The sequence below is a fragment of the Salinibacter sp. 10B genome (assembly GCF_002954405.1).
Taxonomy (GTDB): domain Bacteria; phylum Bacteroidota; class Rhodothermia; order Rhodothermales; family Salinibacteraceae; genus Salinibacter.
On the sequence record NZ_MQWC01000004.1, the window covers coordinates 186155 to 208609 of the forward strand.

At 60.8% G+C, this 22455-nt stretch carries 18 protein-coding genes; 11 read left to right on the forward strand and 7 right to left on the reverse strand.

Features of this window, described 5'->3' with window-relative positions; genetic code table 11:
• Positions 1–14: 14 nt before the first annotated feature.
• Entirely contained in the window at positions 15–1157 is a 1143-nt protein-coding gene (locus BSZ35_RS01125) for a PLP-dependent aspartate aminotransferase family protein (protein ID WP_105013669.1), read from the reverse strand.
• Positions 1158–1462: 305 nt separating this feature from the next.
• Here BSZ35_RS01125 and BSZ35_RS01130 point away from each other — a divergent pair, with 305 nt between their 5' ends.
• The 4 genes from BSZ35_RS01130 to BSZ35_RS01145 all read left to right on the forward strand — a co-directional run bounded on the left by BSZ35_RS01130 (position 1463) and on the right by BSZ35_RS01145 (position 4639).
• Positions 1463–2191 (forward strand): SIMPL domain-containing protein, encoded by a 729-nt coding sequence (locus tag BSZ35_RS01130; RefSeq protein ID WP_105010728.1) that lies wholly within the window; start codon positions 1463–1465, stop codon positions 2189–2191.
• A 99-nt stretch (positions 2192–2290) separates the two neighbouring features.
• Positions 2291–3472 carry a DNA double-strand break repair nuclease NurA gene (locus BSZ35_RS01135; protein ID WP_105010729.1) on the forward strand — a complete coding sequence of 394 codons (1182 nt, stop codon included), beginning with the start codon at positions 2291–2293 and terminating at the stop codon, positions 3470–3472.
• 85 nt (positions 3473–3557) lie between these two features.
• On the forward strand, positions 3558–4157 hold the full coding sequence (locus BSZ35_RS01140) for an HAS-barrel domain-containing protein (RefSeq protein ID WP_105010730.1): 600 nt from the start codon (positions 3558–3560) through the stop codon (positions 4155–4157).
• An 89-nt stretch (positions 4158–4246) separates the two neighbouring features.
• Positions 4247–4639 (forward strand): hypothetical protein, encoded by a 393-nt coding sequence (locus tag BSZ35_RS01145; RefSeq protein WP_105010731.1) that lies wholly within the window; start codon positions 4247–4249, stop codon positions 4637–4639.
• Positions 4640–4653: 14 nt separating this feature from the next.
• Here BSZ35_RS01145 and BSZ35_RS01150 read toward each other — a convergent pair whose 3' ends face one another.
• A complete protein-coding gene (locus BSZ35_RS01150; RefSeq protein WP_258096020.1) occupies positions 4654–5148 on the reverse strand; it encodes a hypothetical protein in 495 nt (164 codons plus the stop codon).
• A gap of 252 nt (positions 5149–5400) precedes the next feature.
• Here BSZ35_RS01150 and BSZ35_RS01155 point away from each other — a divergent pair, with 252 nt between their 5' ends.
• Positions 5401–6642 carry an acyl-CoA dehydrogenase family protein gene (locus BSZ35_RS01155; protein WP_105010733.1) on the forward strand — a complete coding sequence of 414 codons (1242 nt, stop codon included), beginning with the start codon at positions 5401–5403 and terminating at the stop codon, positions 6640–6642.
• A 279-nt stretch (positions 6643–6921) separates the two neighbouring features.
• On the opposite strand, the gene BSZ35_RS01165 is transcribed toward BSZ35_RS01155, so the two are convergent.
• The 3 genes from BSZ35_RS01165 to BSZ35_RS01175 all read right to left on the reverse strand — a co-directional run bounded on the left by BSZ35_RS01165 (position 6922) and on the right by BSZ35_RS01175 (position 10632).
• A complete protein-coding gene (locus BSZ35_RS01165) occupies positions 6922–8031 on the reverse strand; it encodes an acyl-CoA desaturase (RefSeq protein ID WP_105010735.1) in 1110 nt (369 codons plus the stop codon).
• Between the two features lie 334 nt (positions 8032–8365).
• Entirely contained in the window at positions 8366–9637 is a 1272-nt protein-coding gene (gene icd / locus BSZ35_RS01170) for an NADP-dependent isocitrate dehydrogenase (protein WP_105010736.1), read from the reverse strand.
• A 242-nt stretch (positions 9638–9879) separates the two neighbouring features.
• Positions 9880–10632 carry a polyprenol monophosphomannose synthase gene (locus BSZ35_RS01175; protein ID WP_181149126.1) on the reverse strand — a complete coding sequence of 251 codons (753 nt, stop codon included), beginning with the start codon at positions 10630–10632 and terminating at the stop codon, positions 9880–9882.
• A 322-nt stretch (positions 10633–10954) separates the two neighbouring features.
• Here BSZ35_RS01175 and pdhA point away from each other — a divergent pair, with 322 nt between their 5' ends.
• The 4 genes from pdhA (at position 10955) to BSZ35_RS01195 (ending at position 15691) form a co-directional block, all read left to right on the forward strand.
• The gene (gene pdhA / locus BSZ35_RS01180; RefSeq protein ID WP_258096021.1) at positions 10955–12151 is read left to right on the forward strand and encodes a pyruvate dehydrogenase (acetyl-transferring) E1 component subunit alpha; all 1197 of its coding nucleotides are present in this window, start codon (positions 10955–10957) and stop codon (positions 12149–12151) included.
• A 38-nt stretch (positions 12152–12189) separates the two neighbouring features.
• A complete protein-coding gene (locus BSZ35_RS01185) occupies positions 12190–13242 on the forward strand; it encodes a pyruvate dehydrogenase complex E1 component subunit beta (protein WP_258096022.1) in 1053 nt (350 codons plus the stop codon).
• A gap of 90 nt (positions 13243–13332) precedes the next feature.
• Positions 13333–14673 (forward strand): pyruvate dehydrogenase complex dihydrolipoamide acetyltransferase, encoded by a 1341-nt coding sequence (locus BSZ35_RS01190; protein WP_105010739.1) that lies wholly within the window; start codon positions 13333–13335, stop codon positions 14671–14673.
• 205 nt (positions 14674–14878) lie between these two features.
• Positions 14879–15691: a metallophosphoesterase gene (locus tag BSZ35_RS01195; protein ID WP_105010740.1), complete on the forward strand. Its 813-nt coding sequence runs from the start codon at positions 14879–14881 to the stop codon at positions 15689–15691.
• A gap of 118 nt (positions 15692–15809) precedes the next feature.
• Here BSZ35_RS01195 and BSZ35_RS01200 read toward each other — a convergent pair whose 3' ends face one another.
• Positions 15810–18128, reverse strand: coding sequence for an amino acid permease (locus BSZ35_RS01200; protein ID WP_105010741.1), 2319 nt, complete (start codon positions 18126–18128; stop codon positions 15810–15812).
• Between the two features lie 537 nt (positions 18129–18665).
• Here BSZ35_RS01200 and BSZ35_RS01205 point away from each other — a divergent pair.
• On the forward strand, positions 18666–19151 hold the full coding sequence (locus BSZ35_RS01205) for a PTS sugar transporter subunit IIA (protein WP_105010742.1): 486 nt from the start codon (positions 18666–18668) through the stop codon (positions 19149–19151).
• A gap of 61 nt (positions 19152–19212) precedes the next feature.
• Entirely contained in the window at positions 19213–20526 is a 1314-nt protein-coding gene (gene hisS / locus BSZ35_RS01210) for a histidine--tRNA ligase (RefSeq protein ID WP_105010743.1), read from the forward strand.
• Positions 20527–20593: 67 nt separating this feature from the next.
• Here the strand turns inward: hisS and BSZ35_RS01215 are convergent, their stop codons facing one another.
• The gene (locus BSZ35_RS01215) at positions 20594–22213 is read right to left on the reverse strand and encodes a sodium/sugar symporter (protein ID WP_105010744.1); all 1620 of its coding nucleotides are present in this window, start codon (positions 22211–22213) and stop codon (positions 20594–20596) included.
• Between the last annotated feature and the right edge of the window lie 242 nt (positions 22214–22455).

Below are 22455 nucleotides of genomic sequence, written 5' to 3' on the forward strand. Positions count from 1 at the left end.
GGTCCGGCTGTCGCTCAGGCATCTTGGAGCGCCGACGTGACGTCTTCCACGAGGTCCTCGGTGTCCTCTAGTCCGACGGAAATACGAACAAAGCGCTCGGTGATGCCCATTGCGTCGCGAACGGCCGGATCAACACTGGCGTGGGAGGTGTGGATGGGTTGGGTGATGAGACTTTCCACGCCCCCGAGACTCGGGGCACGGATGGGAAGGGTCAGGCCATCAAAGAATGCGTCTACGTTCGTGTCAGAGGCAAGAGTGAAGCTCACCATTCCCCCAAACCCGTTCATCAACGCTTCGGCACGAGAGTGATCGGGGTGGCTGGAAAGGCCGGGGTACCGGACCTGTGCGATCGCGGGATGTGCGTCGAGAGCGTCGGCGAGGGCGTGGGCCGTCTCGTTCTGCTGTCGGACCCGCACGCCCAGCGTTTTAAGGCTGCGGTGGAGCAGGAAGCAGGCGTGGGGGTCCAGCATGCCCCCAAGCAGTTTGTGCGTATGGCCAATTTGCTCTAAGAGGTCACTGGAACCGGCCACGACTCCTGCTGCGAGGTCCGAGTGGCCCGCCAGATACTTCGTGCCGGAGTGGAGGACCACGTCAAATCCGAGTTCGGCGGGCCGCAGGTTTGCCGGGGAGGCAAACGTGTTGTCGATCACTGTGATTAGGTCGTGGGTCTCTGCAAAGTCGACCATTGCTTCGAGGTCCGGCACCTCCAGCAGGGGGTTGGTGATGGACTCGGCGTAGAGCACTGTTGTCGAGTCCGTGAGGGCCCTGCTCCAGGTGGAGGGGGCATCGTCTTCGGGAAAGAAGGTGTGCCCAACGTCAAACCGGGGGAGGAGATCGTCGAAGAGGTCGAGGGTGCCTCCGTAGAGGCTTTGCGGGGCGACGAGGTGATCACCGGCGTCCAGCAGCGAAAGCATCGCTGATGAGATGGCTGCCATCCCGCTCGCCGTCACGAGTGCGTCGTCGGTCGAGGCCAGGGAGGCGAGTTTTCCGTGGAGGGCCTCATGGTTCGGCGTGTTGTTGTACCGGATGTAGCGGACCTCCTCACTCGGATCCTCGTGCGTGTACGTGGCGGTCTGAAATATGGGAAGGGAGACTGCACCTTCGACGCGTGGAGACGGTTCGCCATCGTGAATGGCGCGTGTGTCAAGTGTGGGCATAGGAAAGAAAGCCAGGAGCGTGCGTTGGCAGTTCAGCGAGACCAAGAAGGACGCAAGGGGACGGAAGGTCGCCGTTGACCGGCTCTTTTCTCCCAACGAACGCTTTTGGGCACCGCTCCGCGGAACGACGGACTTCCCCAAAACATCATGCTCTGGCCGACACTGTGGAAAGACGGACGCTGGCGGAGTGTGTGTTGACGGCCGGAGGCGTGTTGGGGACGACAGAACGAGGCTCGATAATAACTGGACAGGAGGAACGTTCTTTCTGTCCGTGTATCTTTTCTTGCAAACCGATTTTTTTACTGATGACTGTCCGTTTCCATTTCTTCTTCGCTCTGCTCTGTGGTCTTCTTGTCTTTCCTGCACAGGCCCAGGAGTCTGAGGCTCCGACCCGAACGGTCCGGGTGAGCGGGGAGGCAACAGTCACGGCCGCGCCCGATGAGGCCACTGTGCGCTTCGGGATCGTTACGCGTGCAGAGACCGCAGAAGCGGCCCGTTCCCGGAACGCAACGGCCGCAAAAAATGCCATGAACGCAGTTCGCGAACTGGACATTCCGGCGTCCAAGATGCGGATGGAGATGTTGCGACTGCAGCCGCGCCGTGAGTACAATCCCCAGACCAAAGAGCATGAGGAGAAGGGCTACGAAGCGCGCCGACAAGTGGTGGTGGAGGTCGGCGACCTAGAGCAGTTGCCGACATTGGTAACGCGTGTCGTGCAGCAGGGTGCCAACCGGCTCGAAGGCATTGACTACGGGTTGAGCGAGCGCACGCCTCTCCGCAATGAGGCCCTTCGCAAGGCGGCCCAAAATGCCCGTGACAAAGCAGCATTATTGGCGTCCACGCTCGATGTTGAACTGGGACAGGTGCGACAGATCCACGAGCAGTCGTTTGGGTTCAACGAGCCCTCACCCCGCGTCCAGATGCAGTTTGCGGCCAAGACGGCGACGGAGGATGCCGCCCCGCAGCCGGACGCCTACGCGGCGGGAGAGATTGAAGTCAATGCCAGTATCCAGGTCGTCTTTGATCTTCAGTAAGTCTCTTCAGGGTGTGCTTGGGAGGCGACACCAGTGCACACCATCACTGCCGAAGGCCCCTGCTGACGTCCATTCCCCGTCTGCACCGCACGCGTTCCTATGCTTGATATTTCTCAGCTTCGCGCGCAGCTTGACGAGTTTCAGGACTACGAGGCCTCTGTGCGCGACCGGCGTGTCGAGCAGCGGAGACGGGCCCGCGCGGTCCTTGCGTCCTGTGACGAGCAGTGGCCCAAGGTGCAGGCCGCGGTGGAAGAGGCGCAGCCCCGCCGCCTCGTAGCGGCCCTTCAGGAGGCACCGCGGACGACCACCGATGCGCCGGCGCGTCCCACGCCCATTACCGTTGTGGCTACCGACGGATCGCAGATCTATCCCGATCGTCACGTCGATCCAACCTTCTTTTTGCTGAACGTGAGTCGCGTAGGCTTCCAGTATGGAACGCAGGAAGAGCCGCTGCTCGACTCTGTGCCGCGTCTTCGCTTTGAGGATGATTTGCGTGATCACATCGATGCCGTACTGGGCTCGATGACGACTGAACTTGTTTCGGCGCTCCGCGATGAGATGGAGCTCGAGCATTTGCTTGCCGCGGCACAGGAGGAGAAGATCGACGGGCGGCCTCTCGTAGCGCTTGCGGACGGCACGCTCATTCGCTGGATGATCCGGGGGATGAACAACGAGGCGGCCGAGGACGCGCTGATTGCTCGGTACACCGACTACCTCCAGTCGTTTCGAGCGGCTGCGTTGCCGCTGGCTTCTTACGTGAGTATGCCGGCAACGACGGAAGTGGTAAATCTGCTTCGCTTTATGGTCGGGGAGCTCGACGTGGCCTCCCCGGACGCCTTTGCGGTGTCCCCATCGAAGCCTTCACTGGAAGGACTGCTCGATCGCCACGTTTTTGATTCGGTGCTGGCTCCGGGCCAACGGTCGGCTACTTTTGGATCCACCTCCCACATCCAACGGGCGTATCCGGAAGGATCGGAGGTGTGCTACTTCTATCTGAAGGTGCCGTCCACGTCCGGCACAACCGAGATGGCACGCGTGGAGGTTCCCCGCTGGGTGGCCGATGAGCGATCACTCCTCGATCGGATTCACGCTACGGTGCTTCGCGACTGTGAAAAGGGGGACGGGTATCCGCTGGCCTTGTCGGAGGCACACGAGCGGGCGGTCATTCGGGCGTCGGAACGGGAGGCGTTCTTTCGGCTCATGGAGCGTCGGCTGCGCCGGGCGGGGCTGTCGCCCACCAACTCACGAAAGCGCCGGTCCAAGCAGGCGCCACGTGTATGAGAAGGAGACGCCCGGGGCAACTTTTGCATTCGGGACCCATACGGTGTTCCTCTCGGCACATTCTTTCAATCGGAGGATTCCGCACATGCAGCAGGACGCTCCGATCGGCGAAGTGATCGAATCCAGCACGCGCCAATTTGTAGCGGAGGTCTACGAGGAGGTGGAGGTCCCGGCGTTTGGGTCGTGGGTCTGCGTTGAGGGTGAGGGACAAAACATGCTCTTCGGTCTTGTGAGTCACGTCGAGACCGGAAGCTACGATTCGAACCGCGAGGCCGTGGCGCTCGGGCTATCGTCGGAAGAACGAGCCGAAGAGATGCCGATGGTGCAGGAGCTGCTTCGCACCACCGTTCGTGCCCAGGTATTGGCGTGCCGGGATCGGGAGGGGCACGTACGCCAGACCCTTCCTCCGCATCCGCCCGATATTCATGATTTCGTGCATCGGTGTGCCGACGAGCACGTGCGCGCCCTCGGGGCTCCCTTTGACTTTTTGCGCACACTGGTGGAGCACCCCGATCCTGCCGTGCCCGTGGATGACCTGCTGGTGGCCGTGTTACGCCGCACCTACGAGGCAAATGGAGCGGAGCATGGAGGGCGAGAGGCCCTCGTTACGGCCGGGCGTGCGCTCAGCCGTCTGTTGGATGACGACCACGAGCGCCTCCAGTCCATCCTACGACGTGTGTTGTAGCGCACTGTGGACGCTGGCGGACGTTCGATCTTGATTGTGTGGATCCTCATACCCGCAGTTTCCAATCTACGCAAAGGCCCGTTCATCCCATGACGGATTCCTCGTCCGATCCTCCCGCCGAGTCGCGAGGACAAATTCTACGCAACGTGCTCGTCTTTCAGGTTAAGCTCTGGCTTGAGGGGTTTAAGGACCTTGTGTTGATGCCGTTATCTTTGGGAGCGGCCTGCGTTGATCTGGTGTTTTTGCGTTCGGGCAAAAAAGGGGCATTGCACTCCGTCATGAAGGTCGGCGATCGGTTTGAGCGCTGGGTGGACCTGTATGCTCCGCTTGATGAACCGCGGGCCGAGAAGGCGGGGGCGTCCACGCTGCGGCCCAGCCTGGACGATCTGGTGGACGAGGCGGAGAAGGGCCTTCGACAGGGGGCTTCATCGGTCACCGACGCGCACGGCGTCCAGTCGGGACAAGGGCGGCCGTCAGAATAGGAAGGGTCGTTTGCCTAAAAGATGACGCCCACGCGGAGGGGAAGAATGACGTTCGTCTCTTCTTTTCCGACAAAGAGGCCTGGAGAGAATTCAAGAAAAAAGGAGCTCTCGTTTAACAGCCAGACCTTGCCGAGGCCGGCGTGCACGGTTGGACCACTCGGAGCGGAGGTTTCGCCAAACGGGACGTACGCCCCGCCTCCCCCGAGCACGTACACGCGCTGTCGCCCGGTGCCTGGGATCGTAACGATGAGAGAGGCCGAAGGGTCAAATGCGTACGCAGCATCGTCGCGTCCCTCGAAGATGTAGCCGGTCAGTCCTGCGCCTAGACCGAAGGAGACGTCCTGGTTGATGGGAACCGAGGTGCGGAAGCGGAAGCCCGGGCCAATGTTATTGTCGACGGTCGTGCCCATCATTTGTAGGCCAACGCCGAACCGGGGCTGCTGAGCGTGGGCATCGTCCACAGGTCCTAACAGAAGGCCAAGAGCAAGAACGAGAGCGGCAAATCGCATGAGCGGTGAACGGTAGGTCTCTGGAATCAAGCGAGGAAAAGGATCCGTAGGACAACATCGGCTGGGGCATTGCAGGACCCCGGGAGGATGCCACACGGAACGTAGCCCACTGCGGGAAAATCGTCAACTCTCAGGGGCCGGGTAGAAAGAAGCCACATCCGTGTATCAGGGAAGGCCGACGTCGCGACGGAAAACGTAACGACGGCGTCCGGCGACACCGTAATATACGCTCACAACAGCTGTACGACGTTCATGACCGACGTATCGCCCTCTTCCACCGCTGCTTCCCGCAACGCTGAGCACGGCACCGACACGTGGGACCCGTCGGCCTTTGAGGCGCCCGATTATTACGATCTTGATGATCTATTGTCCGATGAGGCAACGGATATTCGGGACGAGGTCCGGTCGTTTGTGACCGCAGAGGTGCAGCCGATCATCGAAGCGTACGCCCAGCGGGCGGAGTTTCCGAAGGACCTCATTCCGGCGTTTGCCGAGCATGGCCTTTTGGGACCCAATTTGCCGACGGAGTACGGAGGCGGCGGGCACAGCAACATCATTTACGGCCTCATGATGCAGGAGGTGGAGCGAGGCGACTCGGGCCTTCGCTCATTTTGCTCGGTGACGGGCTCGCTGGTGATGTATCCCATCTGGAAGTACGGGACGGAGGCGCAGAAGGAGCGCTGGCTCCCACAGCTAGCGCAGGGCGAGGCCATTGGGTGTTTTGGTCTCACGGAGCCGGACGTTGGGTCAAACCCATCTGAGATGCAGACCCGCTGCCGCCGCGATGGCGACGGCTGGGTTCTGGAGGGACACAAGCGCTGGTCGACGAACGCCACGATTGCGGACGTGGCCGTCATCTGGGCGAAGGATGAGAACGACGTGGTACGCGGGTTCCTCGTGGAGACGGATCGCGATGGAGTGTCGACGCCGACGATCGACGACACGTGGTCGCTCCGGGCGGCCGTCACGAGCGAGGTGGTGCTCGACGAGGTGCGCGTGCCCGACGCCCACCGACTGCCGGGCGTGGAGGGGCTCAAGGGGCCGCTCTCGTGCCTCACGCAGGCGCGCTACGGCATCTGCTGGGGGACGGTGGGGGCGGCGATGGCGTGCTACGACGCGGCCCGTCAGCATGCCCGGAACCGCCACCAGTTTGGCCAGCCCATCGGTGGTTTTCAGCTTATGCAGGAGCGGCTCGTGGAAATGGTACAAGAAATCACGAAAGCACAACTCCTCAACTGGCGCCTCGGCACGCTCAAAGATGGGGGAACGATGCGTCCGCAGCAGGTCTCGCTCGCCAAGCGCAACAACTGCGACATGGCATTGGACGTGGCGCGGTCCGCCCGCCAGATGCTGGGGGGCAACGGGGTGACGAGTCAGTATCCCGTGATGCGCCACATGACGAATCTGGAGAGTGTGGTCACCTACGAGGGCACGCACGAGGTGCACACCCTGGTCGTGGGGCAGGACGTGACCGGGGAGAATGCGTTCGTGTAGTGTATGTAGGTTGGAAGGTGTGGATGTAAGGATGTGGCTCTCTCACGTCCTCATAGTGTTATCCAGTTGCGTTGAGTGCTTACTCAACCTCAGCGACTGAATGGGGACGAACTTCGCCGAAGTCGTTGCAAGCCACAGCCCGAATAACACGATACGTCCACACATTCGCGGATCCATCCCCAACGTCGGTTGCGGATCCGGGATTTTCCTCTTGGGAACCTGTACGTCTCCTGTTGGGGAAACGGTAGCGCCGATCATTTCCGTTATCCGCCACGTCGTTCAGGTCGACAAGGCGGGGGCATTGGCCGTGGGGGGCGTGCCCAGCTTCTTCAGCATGCGATAGTGCGAGCGGATGGACTGCCAGAGGGTGGGATGGTGGTGATACGGAATGCCGTGCTTTTCTGCCACCTCCTCTACAATCCCGCTGATGGCAGGGTAGTGCACGCTGCAGATGCGGGGGAAGAGGTGGTGCTCGATCTGAAAGTTGAGGCCGCCGACGTACCAGCAGACCAGCGGATTCGACCGCGCAAAATTGGCCGTCGTCTTCATCTCGTGGACGAGCCACGCGTCTTCCATCATGTCGTTGCCCTCAGACGTATGGTGCTCAGGCCCTTCGACGACGTGCGCTAATTGAAAAACGACGCCCAGAATGAGCCCGGCCGTCAGGTGCATTGACACGAAGCCGATCGCAAACTGCCACCACGTCACGTCGAGTAGGACGAGCGGCAGCACAATCATATAGCCGTAGTAAAACAGCTTCATGCCGAAGAGGGTGGCCAAGTCCTCCCAGTCATGGGAGATGCCCTGATACGGCCCGAGATCCTCTTCCAAAAGGTACTTGTAGTCTTTCGCAAACACCCAGAAGAGTGTTGAGAAGCTGTACACGGCAAAGCCGTACCAGTGCTGCACCCGATGGAACCAGTAATGCTCCGACTCGGGCGAGAGCCGCAGTAGTGGCGACACCTCCAGGTCTTCGTCGATCCCCTGAATGTTGGTGTAGGTGTGGTGGATCACGTTGTGGGTGATCTTCCACAGGTAGCTGCTGGCGCCCAGCAGGTCGAACGTGAGGCCGAGCCCGTAATTCACGGTCTTGTTCGACGAGTAGGCGCCGTGGAGGGCATCGTGCGAGATGCTGAATCCGCAGCCGGCGATGCCCACGCCCATAACAAGGGCGAGCCCGAGCATGAGCCACACTCCAAGGCCACCGAACAGGATGAGGAAGTAGGGGACGAAGACCATTGCGAGCATAGCGACCGTCTTCACGACCATCCGCGTGTTCGCGTGCTTCGAGAGGTCGTTCTCCTCAAAGTACGCATCGACCCGATCGCGGAGCTCGCTCGTGAATTCTTTCGACTTCTGGTTGTCGAAGGAGACGGTGGACTGAGCCATAGGGGGGCGGGCACTTTTAGAAAAACAGCAGATTCACGCCGTTAGTGTGGGAATAGGGTTACTCCAGTTGGTGGATTGTCCCAGCTTCGGTCAAGCCCGTTTCATTTCAGCAGTTGGACTGAAGGAGCACTCAACGCAGCTGATTAACCCTATATCATCCAAAAGTACAAAAGCGTTTATCCAAATGCGTACCGCATTTCTCTATGAAGAGTGGCCCCACAGCGAGAAACGGTGATGAGAAACAAAAAAGCGGCACCGTGGATCACTCCACGATGCCGCCGACACCTTGGGTAGTGCTGCGCTCACACGTCCAGACGCGCGAGCGAAGCGAGCGCTACCCCATGTTTTCCACAATCGCCTGGCCGAACTCGCTGCACTTCAGGAGCTCCGCGTCCTCCATGTTGCGCTCGAAGTCGTACGTCACGCGCTTCTGGCGGATCGTTTCTTCGAGCCCGTCGATGATGGCGTCCGCGGCCTCCTCCCAGCCCATGTAACGGAACATCATCTCGCCCGAGAGGATCAGCGAGCTCGGATTTACCTTGTCCATGCCCGCGTACTTCGGCGCGGTGCCGTGCGTGGCCTCAAAGAGCGCCCGGCCCGTGTTGTAGTTGATGTTGGCGCCCGGCGCAATGCCGATGCCGCCGACCTCGGCCGCCATCGCGTCGGAGATGTAGTCGCCGTTGAGGTTCATCGTGGCGATCACGTCGTACTCGTCCGGCCGCAGGAGAATCTGCTGCAGGAAGGCGTCGGCGATGTAGTCCTTGATGATGATCTCGCGCCCGTCGTCGGTGGTAAGCACCTGCCAGGGCCCGCCGTCGAGGTCCTCCGAGCCGTACTCTTCCTTCGCGACCTCGTAGCCCCAGTCGCGGAAGGCGCCCTCGGTGAATTTCATGATGTTGCCCTTGTGAACGAGCGTCACGCTGTCGCGCCCGCGCTCAATGGCGTAGTCGATGGCGGAGCGGACGAGGCGCTTCGTGCCCTCCTCCGAGATCGGCTTCACGCCGATGGCCGTGGAGTCGGGGAAGCGGATCGCCGTCTCGCCCATCTCCTCAATCAAGAACTTCTTGACCTTCTCGTTTTCCTCCGTGCCCATCTCGTACTCGATGCCCGCGTAGATGTCCTCCGAGTTCTCGCGGAAGGTCACCATGTCCACGAGCTCCGGCTCCTTGAGGGGGGAGGGCACGTTGGGGAAGTGGCGCACCGGGCGGACGCAGGCAAAGAGGTCGAGCTCCTGCCGCAGCGCCACGTTGAGCGAGCGGATGCCGCCGCCGACCGGGGTCGTGAGGGGGCCTTTGATGGCGACGAGGTATTCGCGAATGGCCTCGAAGGTGTCCTCGGGGAGCCACTCGTCGTACTCGTCCTGCGCCTTGCCGCCGGCGTACACCTCGAACCACTCAATCTCGCGATCATTGCCGTAGGCCGTTTCAACAGCGGCGTCGAAGACCGGCTGTGTGGCGTTCCAGATGTCGGGGCCGGTGCCGTCGCCTTCGATGAACGGAATGATGGGATGGTCGGGGACCTCCAGCGTGTCGCCCGACTTGGTGATGGGCTCGCCATCGGTGGGGGGGGCGAGGTCGTTGAAGGAGGGGGCAACGTCGGTGCTCATGGGTGAGTTGGATTGGTCAACATATCAGAAATCACGATGCAGGTGGGCGTCGTTGTGGACGCGGCGCTGCAGGATCGGTTTGATCCGTAGGGGAGAGCCGGTTGAGTCACGACAGAGTGCGGGCCTCCCTCTCTCGTGAAAAATTCGCTTCCGTTGCACGAATCGATAACAACGTACGGGGTGAGACGGACTCGATCTACGCCGAACTATTAGGAAATACGAAAAAAACAACAGGGAGCACGTCAGAGGCGCCCGCAGAGGTCGCGCAGTCGCAATTCCCAGACCTTGAAAGCAGCCTCACGGACGATGGCCTTGCTCATTTTGGACTGTCCCTCCGTGCGTTCAGTAAAGATGACGGGGACCTCCTGAATCGAAAAGCCCGCCCGCCAGGTGCGGTAGTGCATTTCAACCTGGAAGGCATAGCCGTCAGAGTTGACCCGGTCGAGGGGGAGCGCCTCCAGAACACGGCGATCAAAGCACTTGAAGCCAGCCGTGACGTCCTGAATGGGCATCTGTGTGATGCTTCGGGTGTAGATGCCGGCGGCGTAGGAGAGCACGAGGCGGGAAAGGGGCCAGTCGATCACGCGGACGCCGCCGACGTAGCGGGAGCCGATGGCCAGGTCGGCCTTGCCGCTGCGCACTGTTTCGATGAGGCGGGGCAGGTCGTCGGGGTCGTGCGAGAGGTCGGCATCCATCTCGCAAATATACGTGTAATCGTGCGCCAGGGCGTATCGGAAGCCCCGCAGGTACGCAGTCCCCAGTCCGAGCTTTCCCGCACGTTCAATGAGGTCGATGCGGTCGGGGGCGTCCTCCATTGCCGAGCGGACGACCTCCGCCGTCCCGTCGGTGGAGTTGTCGTCCACCACAAGGACGGAGATGGGCGTGGGCTGGGCGAGCACGAGGTCGAGGACATGCCCAATGTTGTCGGCCTCATTATAGGTAGGAATGATGACCAGCGCGTCGGTAGACGCTTCTTTCTCAGGAGAAGAAGTCACCAATGCAAAGCGGTCTGGTGCGAAGAGCAGAAAAGACGGACCGGGGCGAACGGGATGCGGCGCCTAAATCGACCACAAACCTAATTGGTGGAATCCGAAATGACAATGAGCGTGGGGAGATCCACGAAGATTGATCGCAGTCGAAACCGAGGGTCGGGGCTCAGATACAAAGGCGTGGAAAAATTGCTTCTTTCGTCACGAACGACGACGTTTAGTACTGCCGGCTCGGATGTCCGAGCCCGGCCGGCCGCGACGGCAGAGACGGGATGCCCGTTTTTCGTTGTGGTTCGCTGCTTTTCTACAACTGACCTGGACGCGAGACATGGCTGACACGAATGATCAGGCAAAGGCCGACGGCACGACGGATAAGGCCGCCACGACTGAGAAGCAGTCCAGTCCTCTCTCGGGCGACGGGGCCTCCGACGAACCGGAGGGGCCGTGGACTCAGCAATCCATCGACATTCCGGAAGGCCCTCTTGAAGAGACGGTCTCCTTCGACACGTATCCGGCCGACCAGGTCGGACACGAGGATTTGGGGATTGAGGACGAAGAGGTGCTCGACCTGCTCCGTAGCATGCTGCTGCAGCGCCGCTTTGAGAATCGCTGCCGACAGATGTACCAGCAGCAAAAGATCTCAGGCTTTCTGCATCTCTACATCGGACAGGAAGCCGTCTCGACCGGGAGCATCAATGCCATTCGGCTCGGGGAGGACTCGGTGATTACCGCCTACCGGGATCACGGCATGGGGCTGGCAATGGGCATGACGCCCGAGGAGTGCATGGCGGAATTGTTTGGGAAGGAGACCGGATGCTCGAAAGGCAAGGGGGGGTCGATGCACTTCTTCGACAACGAGAGGAAGATGATGGGGGGGCATGCTATTGTCGGGGCACACCTGCCGCTTAGCACGGGCATTGCCTTTGCGAACAAGTATCGAGGCGAGGACAACGTCTGTCTTTGCTTCTTTGGCGACGGGGCCATGCATCAGGGCGCCTTCCGCGAGGCCTGTAATCTGGCCGGCATCTACGATCTGCCCGTGGTTTTCATCTGTGAGAATAACCAGTACGCGATGGGCACGGCGGTCGACCGGGTCGTAAGCAAGCCGGACCTCTTCAAGCATGGGTACAACTTCGATTTTCCCTGCTCCCTCGCCAGCGGGATGGACGTGTTCAGCGTTAACAAGGCCGTGAAGGATCACGTCGAGAATTATGCCCGCAAGGGGCAGCCGTCGATGCTGGAGGTGCGCACGTACCGGTATCAGGGCCACTCCATCACGGACCCGGCCGAGTACCGTGCAGAAAATGAGCTCGACCAGCGGAAGAGCGAAGATGCGATCCATCGCCTTCAGCAGTATATCGTGGACCACGACCTCGCCACGAATGAAGACATCGATGCGATCGACAGTGAGGTGCAAGAGGAGGTAGCCGATGCCATTGACGCTGCCGATGCAGCAGACTTCCCGGATGATGAGGCCATCTACGACCACATCTACGCTCAGGAGGACTATCCCTTCACCACTTAGTGAATGCGGAATTGGGAGTGGGGATTGCGGAATGATGCGTGATCCCGAAAAGTGCTCCCGGTCCGTCCACTCCACAGTCCGAATTCCAAATTCCACACTCGAACGACATGGCAACGCTGCAATTTCGTGAGGCGCTGCGCGCCGCGATGACAGAAGAGATGGAGCGCGACGAGAATATCTTCCTCATTGGGGAAGAGGTGGCCGAGTACGACGGGGCCTATAAGGTGAGCAAAGGCATGCTCGACCAGTTTGGGTCCGACCGCGTGATCGATTCGCCCATCAGCGAGCTCGGCTTTGCGGGGCTCGGCATCGGCGCGGCAATGAACGGCCTTCGTCCCATCGTCGAGTTTATGACGTTCAATTTCTCCTTCGTGGCCTTCGACCAGGTCATCAACAATGCGCCCAACATGCGATACATGTCGGGGGGGCAGTTTGACGTGCCCATCGTCTTTCGGGGGCCCAACGGGGCGGCCGGGCAGCTTGCGGCCACGCACTCGAATTCGACCGAGGCCCTGTATTCGAACTTTCCCGGGCTCAAGGTCGTGGCGCCGTCTATCCCGGACGACGGGAAGGGCCTGCTCAAGAGCGCCATTCGCGACGACGATCCGGTCGTCTTCCTCGAAAGTGAGCTCATGTATGGGATGAAAGATGAGGTCAGCGAGGAGGCGGACTACACGATCCCACTCGGCACGGCCCGCGTGGCCCGAGAAGGGGACGACGTCACCATTGTGGCCCACAGCAAGAGCTATCATGTGGCCTTGCAGGCGGCCGATCAGCTGGCGGAACAGGGCTATGAGGCGGAGGTCATCGATCCGCGCACAATCAAGCCTCTCGACATCGAGACGATCGTACAGTCGGTGGTGAAAACCAACCGCCTCGTCGTAGTGGACGAGAGTAATCCTTTTGCCAGTGTGGCGTCGGAGGTGACCCATCAGGTGCAGGACCGCGCCTTCGACTATCTCGATGCGCCCATCCTCCGCGTTACCGCTCCCGACACACCCGCGCCCTACGCGCCGAATCTGATGGACGAGTACATGCCCAGTGCAGAAGAAACCGTGGACGCCTGCCGTCGCGTCCTCTACGCGGAGTGACGTTTTTCGAGTGTCGAATTGTGAATTGACGAATCGACACTCCCCACCGTTCTCATTCGACATTCGAACCTCGCAACTCGAAACTGATTTATGGCGATTCCGATCGAAATGCCGAAGCTGAGCGACACCATGGAGGAGGGGGTCCTCTCCGCGTGGCTGGTGGATGAAGGGGAAGAGGTGTCGTCCGGGGATATCCTCGCGCAGGTCGAGACGGACAAGGCGACGATGGACCTGGAGGCCTTCGATGAAGGGATACTCCTCAAGAAAATGATTGAGGAAGGCGATGCAGTGCCCATCGGGCAGCTGATCGCCGTGATTGGAGAAGAGGGAGAAGATATTTCTGATATCCTGTCTGAGCACGACGACGGCACGGGCGCCGCCGAAGAACCGGAGCCGGCGGACGAGTCGTCCGATGATGCTGCTGCACAGACCCCAGACACCGATGCCGTTGAGGAGCCGGTCGGGGACGGTCAGCTTTCGGACCGAACGCCGGAGCCGGTGCCCGCCGGAACGGACGCGGAGGGACGCCGCATTAAGGCGTCGCCGCTTGCTCGTCGAATCGCCGACGAACACGACGTAGATCTTCTCCAGGTCGACGGATCGGGGCCGGAGGGGCGCATCGTGCGCCGCGACGTAGAGGCGCGCATTGAGGAGCGGGAGCGCGCTCCCGAGCCGGCGCAAACGCCGCAACCGGCCATGGAGACGCCCTCGTACGACCTCCCGGACGACGAGGCGCTATACGAGAGCGAGAACATTTCGCAGATGCGGAAGACGATTGCCCGGCGTCTGGCGGAGAGCAAGTACTCGTCGCCGCACTTTTATCTCACCGTCGACATCGACGTGGAGCGGGCCGTCGAGCTTCGTTCGGAGCTTAACGAGCTTGCCGAGCAGCAGGACCGTGCGAAGATTTCCTTCAACGATCTCATCACGAAGGCCTGCGCGCTCTCGCTTAAGAACCATCCCTATGTTAATGCTTCCTATCTCGCCGACGAGGGCGAGATTCGGAAGCACAATCACGTGCATATTGGCATTGCGGTGGCGATTGACGAAGGCCTCATCACGCCGGTGGTCCGCAATGCGGATCGGAAGGGGCTTACGGAGATTGCGCGGGAGACGCGCGAGCTTGCCGAGCGGGCGCGCAACCGCGACCTGGAGCCGGAGGAATTCGAAGGCGCGACCTTCACGACGAGCAACCTTGGCATGTTTGGGGTGGAAGAATTCACGGCCATCATTAATCCGCCGAACTCGGCGATCCTGGCGATTGGAGAGATCCGCGACACGCCGGTTGTGGAAGACGGCGAGGTCGTGCCGGGCAAGCGCATGAAGGTCACGCTCTCCTGCGATCACCGAGTCGTGGATGGGGCACTTGGGGCCCAGTTCCTCGACAGCGTCCGTTCGTACCTGGAGGAGCCGATGAATCTGCTGTTGTAGGCAGTGGCGTCGGGGACCAACGGTAGGGGCGGAGGTGTCGCCCCTGTGTCGTTTGAGCCCCGTATTGCCTATTTCGTATTCCGTCTTTTCGACGACTGGTATGCGGAATGCGCGATACGAAATACCGACCGGTTGCCATTGCCAGATTTTCACCCGATTGGCGTTTCTTGACGGAGAAAATGTATCCGTACGAAGCTGCTGAATCATGACCCTCGCCCACCTGTCGGATCTGCATTTCGGGCGCATTGCCCATCCCGGCATTGTGGATGCTCTGGTTGACGAAGTGAATGGGGGGGCGGTTGAGCTTGTGGTGCTCAGCGGCGACTTGACGCAGCGGGCCCGGCACTCGGAATTTGAGGCCGCGCGGGCGATGCTCGATCGCATATCTCCGCCTGTTCTCGTCGTTGCGGGGAATCATGACGTGTATCCCTGGTGGCGCCCAGTGCGACGCTTGGCGACGCCCCTCCGGCGCTACCAGCGATACATCACCGCCGACCTGGCGCCGTCCTTCGTGACCGACGATGTGGCCGTGCAGGGGCTCACCAGTGCCTTCGGCGCCACCATAAAGGGAGGGCGGATTGGGCCGGGGGATCGGCAGGTTCTCCGTACCGCCTTCGAGGACGTCGGGGCGGAGGCCTTCCGGGTGCTCGTGCTGCACCATCACCTCACGGAGCTCCAGTCCCTTGGGCCCCACGATGTGGCCCGTCAGGCTCGCAAAACGCTCGATGCCGCGGTCGAGGTTGGGGTGGATCTCATCCTCTGTGGTCATCTTCACATTTCCCAGATTGAGCCGATTACCATCATTCCGGGGGAGCGGCGCATCATCGTCGCGAGTGCGGGAACGGCCACGAGCAACCGGTGGCGAACGTCTCATGGACCCACAAATTTCTACAACGTCCTCTCGATTGAAGACGAGGCGTTTCACATCGAAGAACGTCGATATGTCCCGTCGGACGAACACTTCGTGCGGGAGAGTACGACTCGTTTTGACCGGACGCCGGCGGTCGTGTCTGGCTGATCTCCCGACTGGTCACGGTCCTACTTTGGCCGGTCTGAAGCGCCTGTGACCCCACCGCTGCGGCGAGGCGGACGATGGACGTCATCAGGGAGCACCGCCCCGGATGCTCCCCGGGACGTTACGCCAATGCCGATTCGCGACCGGAATCGCGGACGAACATGCACGTCGAGTCGGTTTGGGTCACCAGGTCTCGGATCGTATCGAAGTCCGGGTCCGGCTGGAGTCCAAAGATGTTGAGGTCGGCCTGGGGGGCTTCCGGCACGTATTCGTTGAAGGGCTTGGGGCCCACGACGGCCTCCGCATTTGGGAACCGTCCCAGATCCATCAGCTTCTCCAGGAAATCCTGGGCCTTTTCCTGCTCGTTGGGATCGGGGACGGCTGTAACCACCCGCATCCGGGCGTTCCAGTTCTGCGACAGCTTGTAGGCAGTGAGGAGGGCTAGGTCCAGATTGCCGATCTCCATTGACAAGCGCCAGTCCGGCGTGCGGTCTTTGATCCAGACGTTGATGGTCTGCCGTTGTCCGAGCGCGGCCCGGGGGTGAGGAGCATACAGAAGCACGCCGACACTTTCTCGCTCGGCCTCCTGAATGACGTTGTGGTAGTCGGCCTCCCGGTCCGGCGAGTCCGGCATGCGGAGAAAGACGATGTTTGGGCGAAAGAAGGCCCCGCGGAGTGCCTGCATCCCCGCCCGGAGTCCATCGGCAAAGCCGCCGGCGTCGATGAGCGTAGCGGAGGCGAAAACCCCACGATCGCGGAAGGAGTCCGTGAGCGTTTCAATTTGCCGGTCCAGTACCTCGGGCGTGCCGTTGGGACTGAGGCCCACAATTTTAACCGATCCCTGCGGGTGGGTAAGGTCCTGGATGGTGAGGAACGAGCCGCGGAGGTCGCTGGCCGTTTCGACGGGCACGAGCAGATTGGGCTTCCAGGCGCGCTCCTGCATGGTGGGGAGTTCCGTGACCTTCTTGGCCGCCCATTCGGCCAGCGCGACGAACATGCCGCTGCGGACGTCCTCGAACGGTGCGTCGAGCTGTCGTCGAGCAAGAATCGCGTAGAAGCCGAGCGTGACGATCAGCGCGACGAAGCTAATCGTGGGATTGATAATGAACATGGCCAGCAGCGAGCCCAGCAGGCCGAGAAAAGAAACCCAGAGCGGAATACGAAGGCGGGGGCGGAAGCTTACGAGATCGAGGCTCTGTTCAATGAGCACCGCGGCGCAGATCATCGCGTAGGTGACCAGAAAGAACATTGTGATCAGTGGGGCGATGGCATTGAGGTCGCGCACCAGCAACGAGCCAAAGATTAGAGCCCCGGTCACCATCATCGAATGGCGGGGTTCTCCGTTTTCAGAGAGCTCGGCCAACCAGTCGGAGCCCGGCACCACTTGATGGGCGCCCATGGCCTGTAAGATCCGTCCGGCTCCCACCATAGACGCCAGGGCGGAAGAGAAGGTCGCCCCCAGCAGACCGGCGAGAACGGCGGTTGGCCAGTAGGCCTTATCCATCATTACCGTGTAGTTGCTCGTCAGCTCCTGTGGGGTGGCCGAGCGCGCCAGCCAAATGGCCAGGAGCACGTAGATGACGAACGATACCCCGATGGCAGCGAGGGTGCCGATCGGGATGCTGCGCTTCGGGTCTTTGAGATCGCCACTCATGTTGGCGCCGGCCATAATGCCCGTCGTCGCAGGGAAGAAGACGGCAAAGACGATCCAGAAGGAGGACCCGCCGAAATCATTTTCCGGAGAGCCGACAAAGTCGCCCCAGAGCTGAATCTCGCCAAGGCCGTATTGCATGGAGCCGGTTGCGGCTGCCGTTCCGATGGATATGAGGGAGGCAACAATGACGCCCATGATGAGATACTGCACGCGGATGGCGAAGTCCGCGCTCACGTATGCAATGCCGTACAGCACGGCGAAGGTGGCGGCGTCGACGAGAAGTGCCGGATGGCCGGGGAAGAGGTAGAGCCAGCCTTCGCGGAAGCCGAAGATGTACATGGTCACAGCCAGGGCCTGCGACAGATACCGTGGGATGCCCACGCTTCCGCCCACCTCTAGGCCCAGCGACTGTGCAATGACGGCGTACGCCCCGCCCGCCCCAATCCGAATATTCGTGGTGATGGACGACATGGCGAGCGCCGTGCACAGTGTAATGCTGAAGCCCAGGGTGATGATGAGAAGTCCCCCGATCAGCCCTGCATTTCCGATGATCCATCCCTCTCGCAGGTACATGATGACCCCGAGAATCGTGAGGAGCGTCGGGGTGAAGACCCCTCCAAACGTACCGAACTGCTTGCGGCCCGATATGGGGGCATCTTCGGGCTGGAGACTCTCGTCCAATTCGGCGGTATGCTCCGAGGCGGGAGAGGCGGCCTCTGGAGAATCTGAGTCCGGGGCAGACGACCCGTTGGAGGAGGAACCGGAACCACTCGCGGAATCAGGCATCGGTGGGAGCAAGTACTGAAAGGGAGGTGTGAGACCCTGAACATAGAGGCCCGGACGGAGAGTTGCTTAATTGGAAGGGCAGGACAATTGCATCCGCAAACTCGGACGGGACGATGGGGGCCGTCTGCCGTACCGTTTTTACTTCTGCCGGGATAGATGAGCGTATGGGAGAGGGGCGGAGCTTTCCGAAGGGATCGACATGAAACCGAGTGAAGATCCGATTGCGTTCGTGCGGGGCGAATGTCGGGATCCGACGTCGGAATCGAGGATTTCATGCTAACTTTGAGGGCAGACGGCGCAGGATGCACCGGAAGAGAAACGGGGCGCACCGTAGGGCATGACGGATATCGTTTTCGGTTTTTGTGGAATCCGGATCTAGGGCCCGTTCCTTTGAACACGTGAAATCGACCGGTCGTTGCCCTATTCTGTGGGGAACGGTATCGCCTGCGCGATGGCCTTCCCCCGATGCGCGGGGTCAGCGCAAGTATGCCTCCGTATTCTCTTCCGCGTGCTTCCTTCATCGACCCGGTCGCGTGCATGCCTACTACTCAGACGACCGAAATCAATCAACTCCTACAACCCGAGCACGTGCGGATTGGACTCCCGGAGCGGTCAAAGACGGACGTGATTAATGCGCTCATCGGACTGCTAGAGGGGCACGAGGGGATTGACAACCTCGACGCGGTGCGCCAGGCGATTTTTGAACGGGAGGATATGATGTCGACCGGGGTGGGCAAGGGGTTAGGATTGCCCCACGCAAAAACTCCGGCGGTGACAGAAACGGTCGCTGCTTTTGCGACGACGGCCGAACCGGTGGATTTTGGGGCGATTGACGACGAGCCCATTCGTCTTCTTCTCCTGCTGGTGGGCCCAGAAGAGCATAAGTCTCGGCACGTCAAAATCCTGGGACGCATTTCGCGCCTTGTGAGCCGCGATTCTCTTCGTGAGCGGTTGATTGAGGCGCCGGATCCGGAAACGGTGATTGACGTGCTTCGCGAAGGGGAGGCGGAGCTCCGGGGGTAGGGACCGAGCCCGATGAAAAGGGGAATTTCATTCACGCACCACTATTTACGCTTCAGCTGTTGTGAGCCAGACGTTTCAGAACATCAAGGGAACCTTCGATATCTTGCCGGACCCGTATACCGACGACGGGGGGACTCGTATCGCGCCCAGCGCTGAGTGGCGCTACGTGGAGGCGACGGTGCGCGACGTGATGGCGCGCTACAACTTTGACGAGATCCGCACACCGATTCTGGAGCCGACAGCGCTGGTGGCCCGCGGGGTTGGGGAGGCTACCGACATTGTACAGAAGGAGATGTTTGCGTTTGAGCGGTCGGACACGCAGTACGTCCTGCGGCCGGAGATTACGGCGCCCGTGGTTCGCTCCTACTTGCAGCACCACCTCGATCAGCGGGGCGGTGTGCAGAAGCTCTTCTACATTGGGCCGTGCTTTCGTGCTGAGCAGCCGCAGAAGGGACGTTATCGGCAGTTTCACCAGTTCGGGGTGGAAGTGCTTGGTACGGACGATGCCCGGGCCGACGCTGAGACGGTGGCTGTGATGATGGCCATTTACGACGAGCTCGGCATCAAGGACACGCGACTCCGCATGAATACCCTTGGCACTCCGGACCGACGGGAGGAATATGTGCACGCCCTTCGCGAATACCTGGAGCCGTACGCCGATGAACTGTCGGAGACGAGCCGACGCCGACTGAAGCGAAATCCGCTGCGCGTGCTTGATACGAAGCTCGACCACGAACAAGCCATTTTGCAGGATGCTCCTCAGCTCATCGATTACGTGAGCGATGAGAGTCGGGCGCACTACGACCGCGTACAGCGCTTCTTGGCTGACCTCGGTGTGTCGTACGTGGAAGACCCACACCTCGTACGGGGATTGGACTATTACACGGAAACGACCTTCGAGCTTGAAAGTCCGGACCTTGGGGCGCAGAGCGCCCTGGCCGGCGGGGGACGATACGACCGTCTGGCAGAAGTGCTGGGCAGTGAGGAGCCGGTGCCGGCCATTGGCTTTGCGGCGGGAATGGAACGGTTGTTCCTGGCACTTGATGCGGCGGAGGCCGAACGGCCCGGTCTCCCGGCTCCGGATGTGTTTATTGCTGCTCTTGGGGAGGAGGCCGAGCAGTGGGTGTTTCGGACAACCCAGGAGCTTCGGGCGGCCGGTCTTCACGTGGCACTTGACCTGAAGGGACGGTCTCTCAAGGCGCAGATGCGGGAGGCCAATCGCCAGGAGGCGGATTATACGCTCATCATTGGAGGCAACGAGCTGGAGGCGGAAGAGGCCACGGTCAAGGAGATGGAAAGTGGGGAGCAGGAGGATGTGCCGTTCGCGGAGCTGTCCACTGTTCTGCTAGACAAGTGCCGCACAGAGCACGAGTAGCTGTGGCCGAGGGGAGCGGTCCGGACGGCCGCGCGTGCGTTCTGCTGCCCGCTTGGGGGAACGGGCCCTACCAGAAGATGACGTAGAGCGCGGCCGTAATGCCGAGAATGCCGAACGCAGCAACTTGGAAGATGGGGTCGGAGTCGTGCTCCACGTCGTCGAGGTCAATGGCCTTCGGGTGCGTCTCGCCCCGGTTTTCAACGTAGGAGATTCCGACAATCAACGCCACGGAGACAAAGAACACGATCAGCATTCGGTTGAGGAATGCAATCTCCGGGGTGAGGAATTTGAAGGCAGCCGAGAGCGGAATGGACAGCACCGCCGACACCAGCGCGGCGTTGGGCGTGGCCTTGCTCCAGAACAGGCCCATGACGAAGATGGCCAGCACCCCCGGGCTTACGAAGCCAGTGTACTCCTGAATGTACTGGAAGACCTGATCGAGATCCGCCAGTTGGGGGGCCACGAGCGTAGCGACGACGATGCAGGCGAGAGCCACGATGCGCCCAATCCGAACCAGTTTGCTCTCCGACACCTCCTCCTCTACGTAATTGCGGTAGAGGTCCATGGTGAAGATGGTCGAGGCACTGTTCATCATTGAAGCGAGCGACGAGACGATCGCCGCGACGAGGGCGGCGAAGGCCAGTCCCCGGAAGCCAGTGCCCACGTACTGGCCCAAAAGCCACGGATACGCTTCGTCTCCCCGCTGGATGGGGGCGTCAAGAGCAAAGGCAACGATGCCGGGCACGACCACGATGAGGGGAAGGAGGAGCTTCAAGTAGGCAGCAAAAGCGAGTCCGCGCTTCGCCTCCTGCAGGTTTTTGGCCGCCAGCGCGCGCTGAATAATGTACTGGTTGCAGCCCCAGTAGAAGAGGTTGGCCACCCAGAGTCCGCCGAACAGCACGCTGAGGCCGGGCAGGAGTTGATAGGCGTCCTGCGTAACACCTTCGTCGTTCTGATACATCAACTCCCCCTCGAAGAGAATCATATTGAATCGGTTGGAGGCGTCCCCCATCAGTTGGGTAAGGCCGCCCACGGGGCCAGTACTGCTTCCACCGTAGGCATCAAGAGCGACCCAGGTTGTCAGCAGTCCCCCACCCACCAGTACAACAACCTGCACCACATCCGTCCACGCGACGGCCTTGAGCCCCCCGTAGAGGCTGTATGCGGTGGCGAAGAGCGCTAACCCCGCAATAGATCCCCAAAGCGGAAGCCCCATGATGATGTTCATCGAGAGGCCCCCCATGTAGAGAACCGACGTCAGGTTTACGAAGACGTACACCAACAGCCAAAAGATGGCGAGCAACATCCGCACGCGTCCATCATAGCGCTGCTCCAGGAACTGGGGCATCGTGAAGATTTCCTTCTCCAGATAAATGGGAAGGAAGAAGTACGCGATGACGAGGAGGGTCACGGCGGCCATCCACTCGTAGGAAGCAATGGCCAGCCCCACCCGGAAGCCCGATCCCGACATGCCGATGAACTGCTCTGCCGAAATGTTGGAGGCAATCAGCGAGGACCCGATTGCCCAGAAGGGAAGCGATTTGCTGGCTAGGAAGTAATCGGAACTGTCTTTTTGCCGTCCTTCCTTCTCTCGGGAGACCCAGAGGCCGAGCCCGATAATGATAAAGAGGTAGACTCCGAAAATAATGTAGTCAAGCGCTGCAAATGGAACGGAGGCGGAGTCCATGAATCAGGCGCAGTGGTGTGAGAGAGCAACGCAGGAGTGACGAGGCGCTAATCGTTCCCTGGCAGGGGACGGAGCCACAGGAGGATAGGGGATGTCGCCCAGGGAAGCAATTGGGGAAGCATTGGCCGGCCCGTCTCGAACGCACGGGGCTGTTCGCACAAGGAATCGGCACGAATCGGGGTAAGAGAAGTCGAACCGGTTTGGCGCCCGAATACGCTCCAATCTTCCAGAGAAGCACTTCG

Excerpts from the sequence above, each read along its gene's own strand:
- BSZ35_RS01125 (WP_105013669.1), bottom strand. The coding sequence starts at position 1,157 with ATGCCCACACTTGACACACGCGCCATTCACGATGGCGAACCGTCTCCA.
- BSZ35_RS01130 (WP_105010728.1), top strand. The coding sequence starts at position 1,463 with ATGACTGTCCGTTTCCATTTCTTCTTCGCTCTGCTCTGTGGTCTTCTT.
- BSZ35_RS01135 (WP_105010729.1), top strand. The coding sequence starts at position 2,291 with ATGCTTGATATTTCTCAGCTTCGCGCGCAGCTTGACGAGTTTCAGGAC.
- BSZ35_RS01140 (WP_105010730.1), top strand. The coding sequence starts at position 3,558 with ATGCAGCAGGACGCTCCGATCGGCGAAGTGATCGAATCCAGCACGCGC.
- BSZ35_RS01145 (WP_105010731.1), top strand. The coding sequence starts at position 4,247 with ATGACGGATTCCTCGTCCGATCCTCCCGCCGAGTCGCGAGGACAAATT.
- BSZ35_RS01150 (WP_258096020.1), bottom strand. The coding sequence starts at position 5,148 with ATGCGATTTGCCGCTCTCGTTCTTGCTCTTGGCCTTCTGTTAGGACCT.
- BSZ35_RS01155 (WP_105010733.1), top strand. The coding sequence starts at position 5,401 with ATGACCGACGTATCGCCCTCTTCCACCGCTGCTTCCCGCAACGCTGAG.
- BSZ35_RS01165 (WP_105010735.1), bottom strand. The coding sequence starts at position 8,031 with ATGGCTCAGTCCACCGTCTCCTTCGACAACCAGAAGTCGAAAGAATTC.
- icd (WP_105010736.1), bottom strand. The coding sequence starts at position 9,637 with ATGAGCACCGACGTTGCCCCCTCCTTCAACGACCTCGCCCCCCCCACC.
- pdhA (WP_258096021.1), top strand. The coding sequence starts at position 10,955 with ATGGCTGACACGAATGATCAGGCAAAGGCCGACGGCACGACGGATAAG.
- BSZ35_RS01190 (WP_105010739.1), top strand. The coding sequence starts at position 13,333 with ATGGCGATTCCGATCGAAATGCCGAAGCTGAGCGACACCATGGAGGAG.
- BSZ35_RS01195 (WP_105010740.1), top strand. The coding sequence starts at position 14,879 with ATGACCCTCGCCCACCTGTCGGATCTGCATTTCGGGCGCATTGCCCAT.
- BSZ35_RS01200 (WP_105010741.1), bottom strand. The coding sequence starts at position 18,128 with ATGCCTGATTCCGCGAGTGGTTCCGGTTCCTCCTCCAACGGGTCGTCT.
- BSZ35_RS01205 (WP_105010742.1), top strand. The coding sequence starts at position 18,666 with ATGCCTACTACTCAGACGACCGAAATCAATCAACTCCTACAACCCGAG.
- BSZ35_RS01215 (WP_105010744.1), bottom strand. The coding sequence starts at position 22,213 with ATGGACTCCGCCTCCGTTCCATTTGCAGCGCTTGACTACATTATTTTC.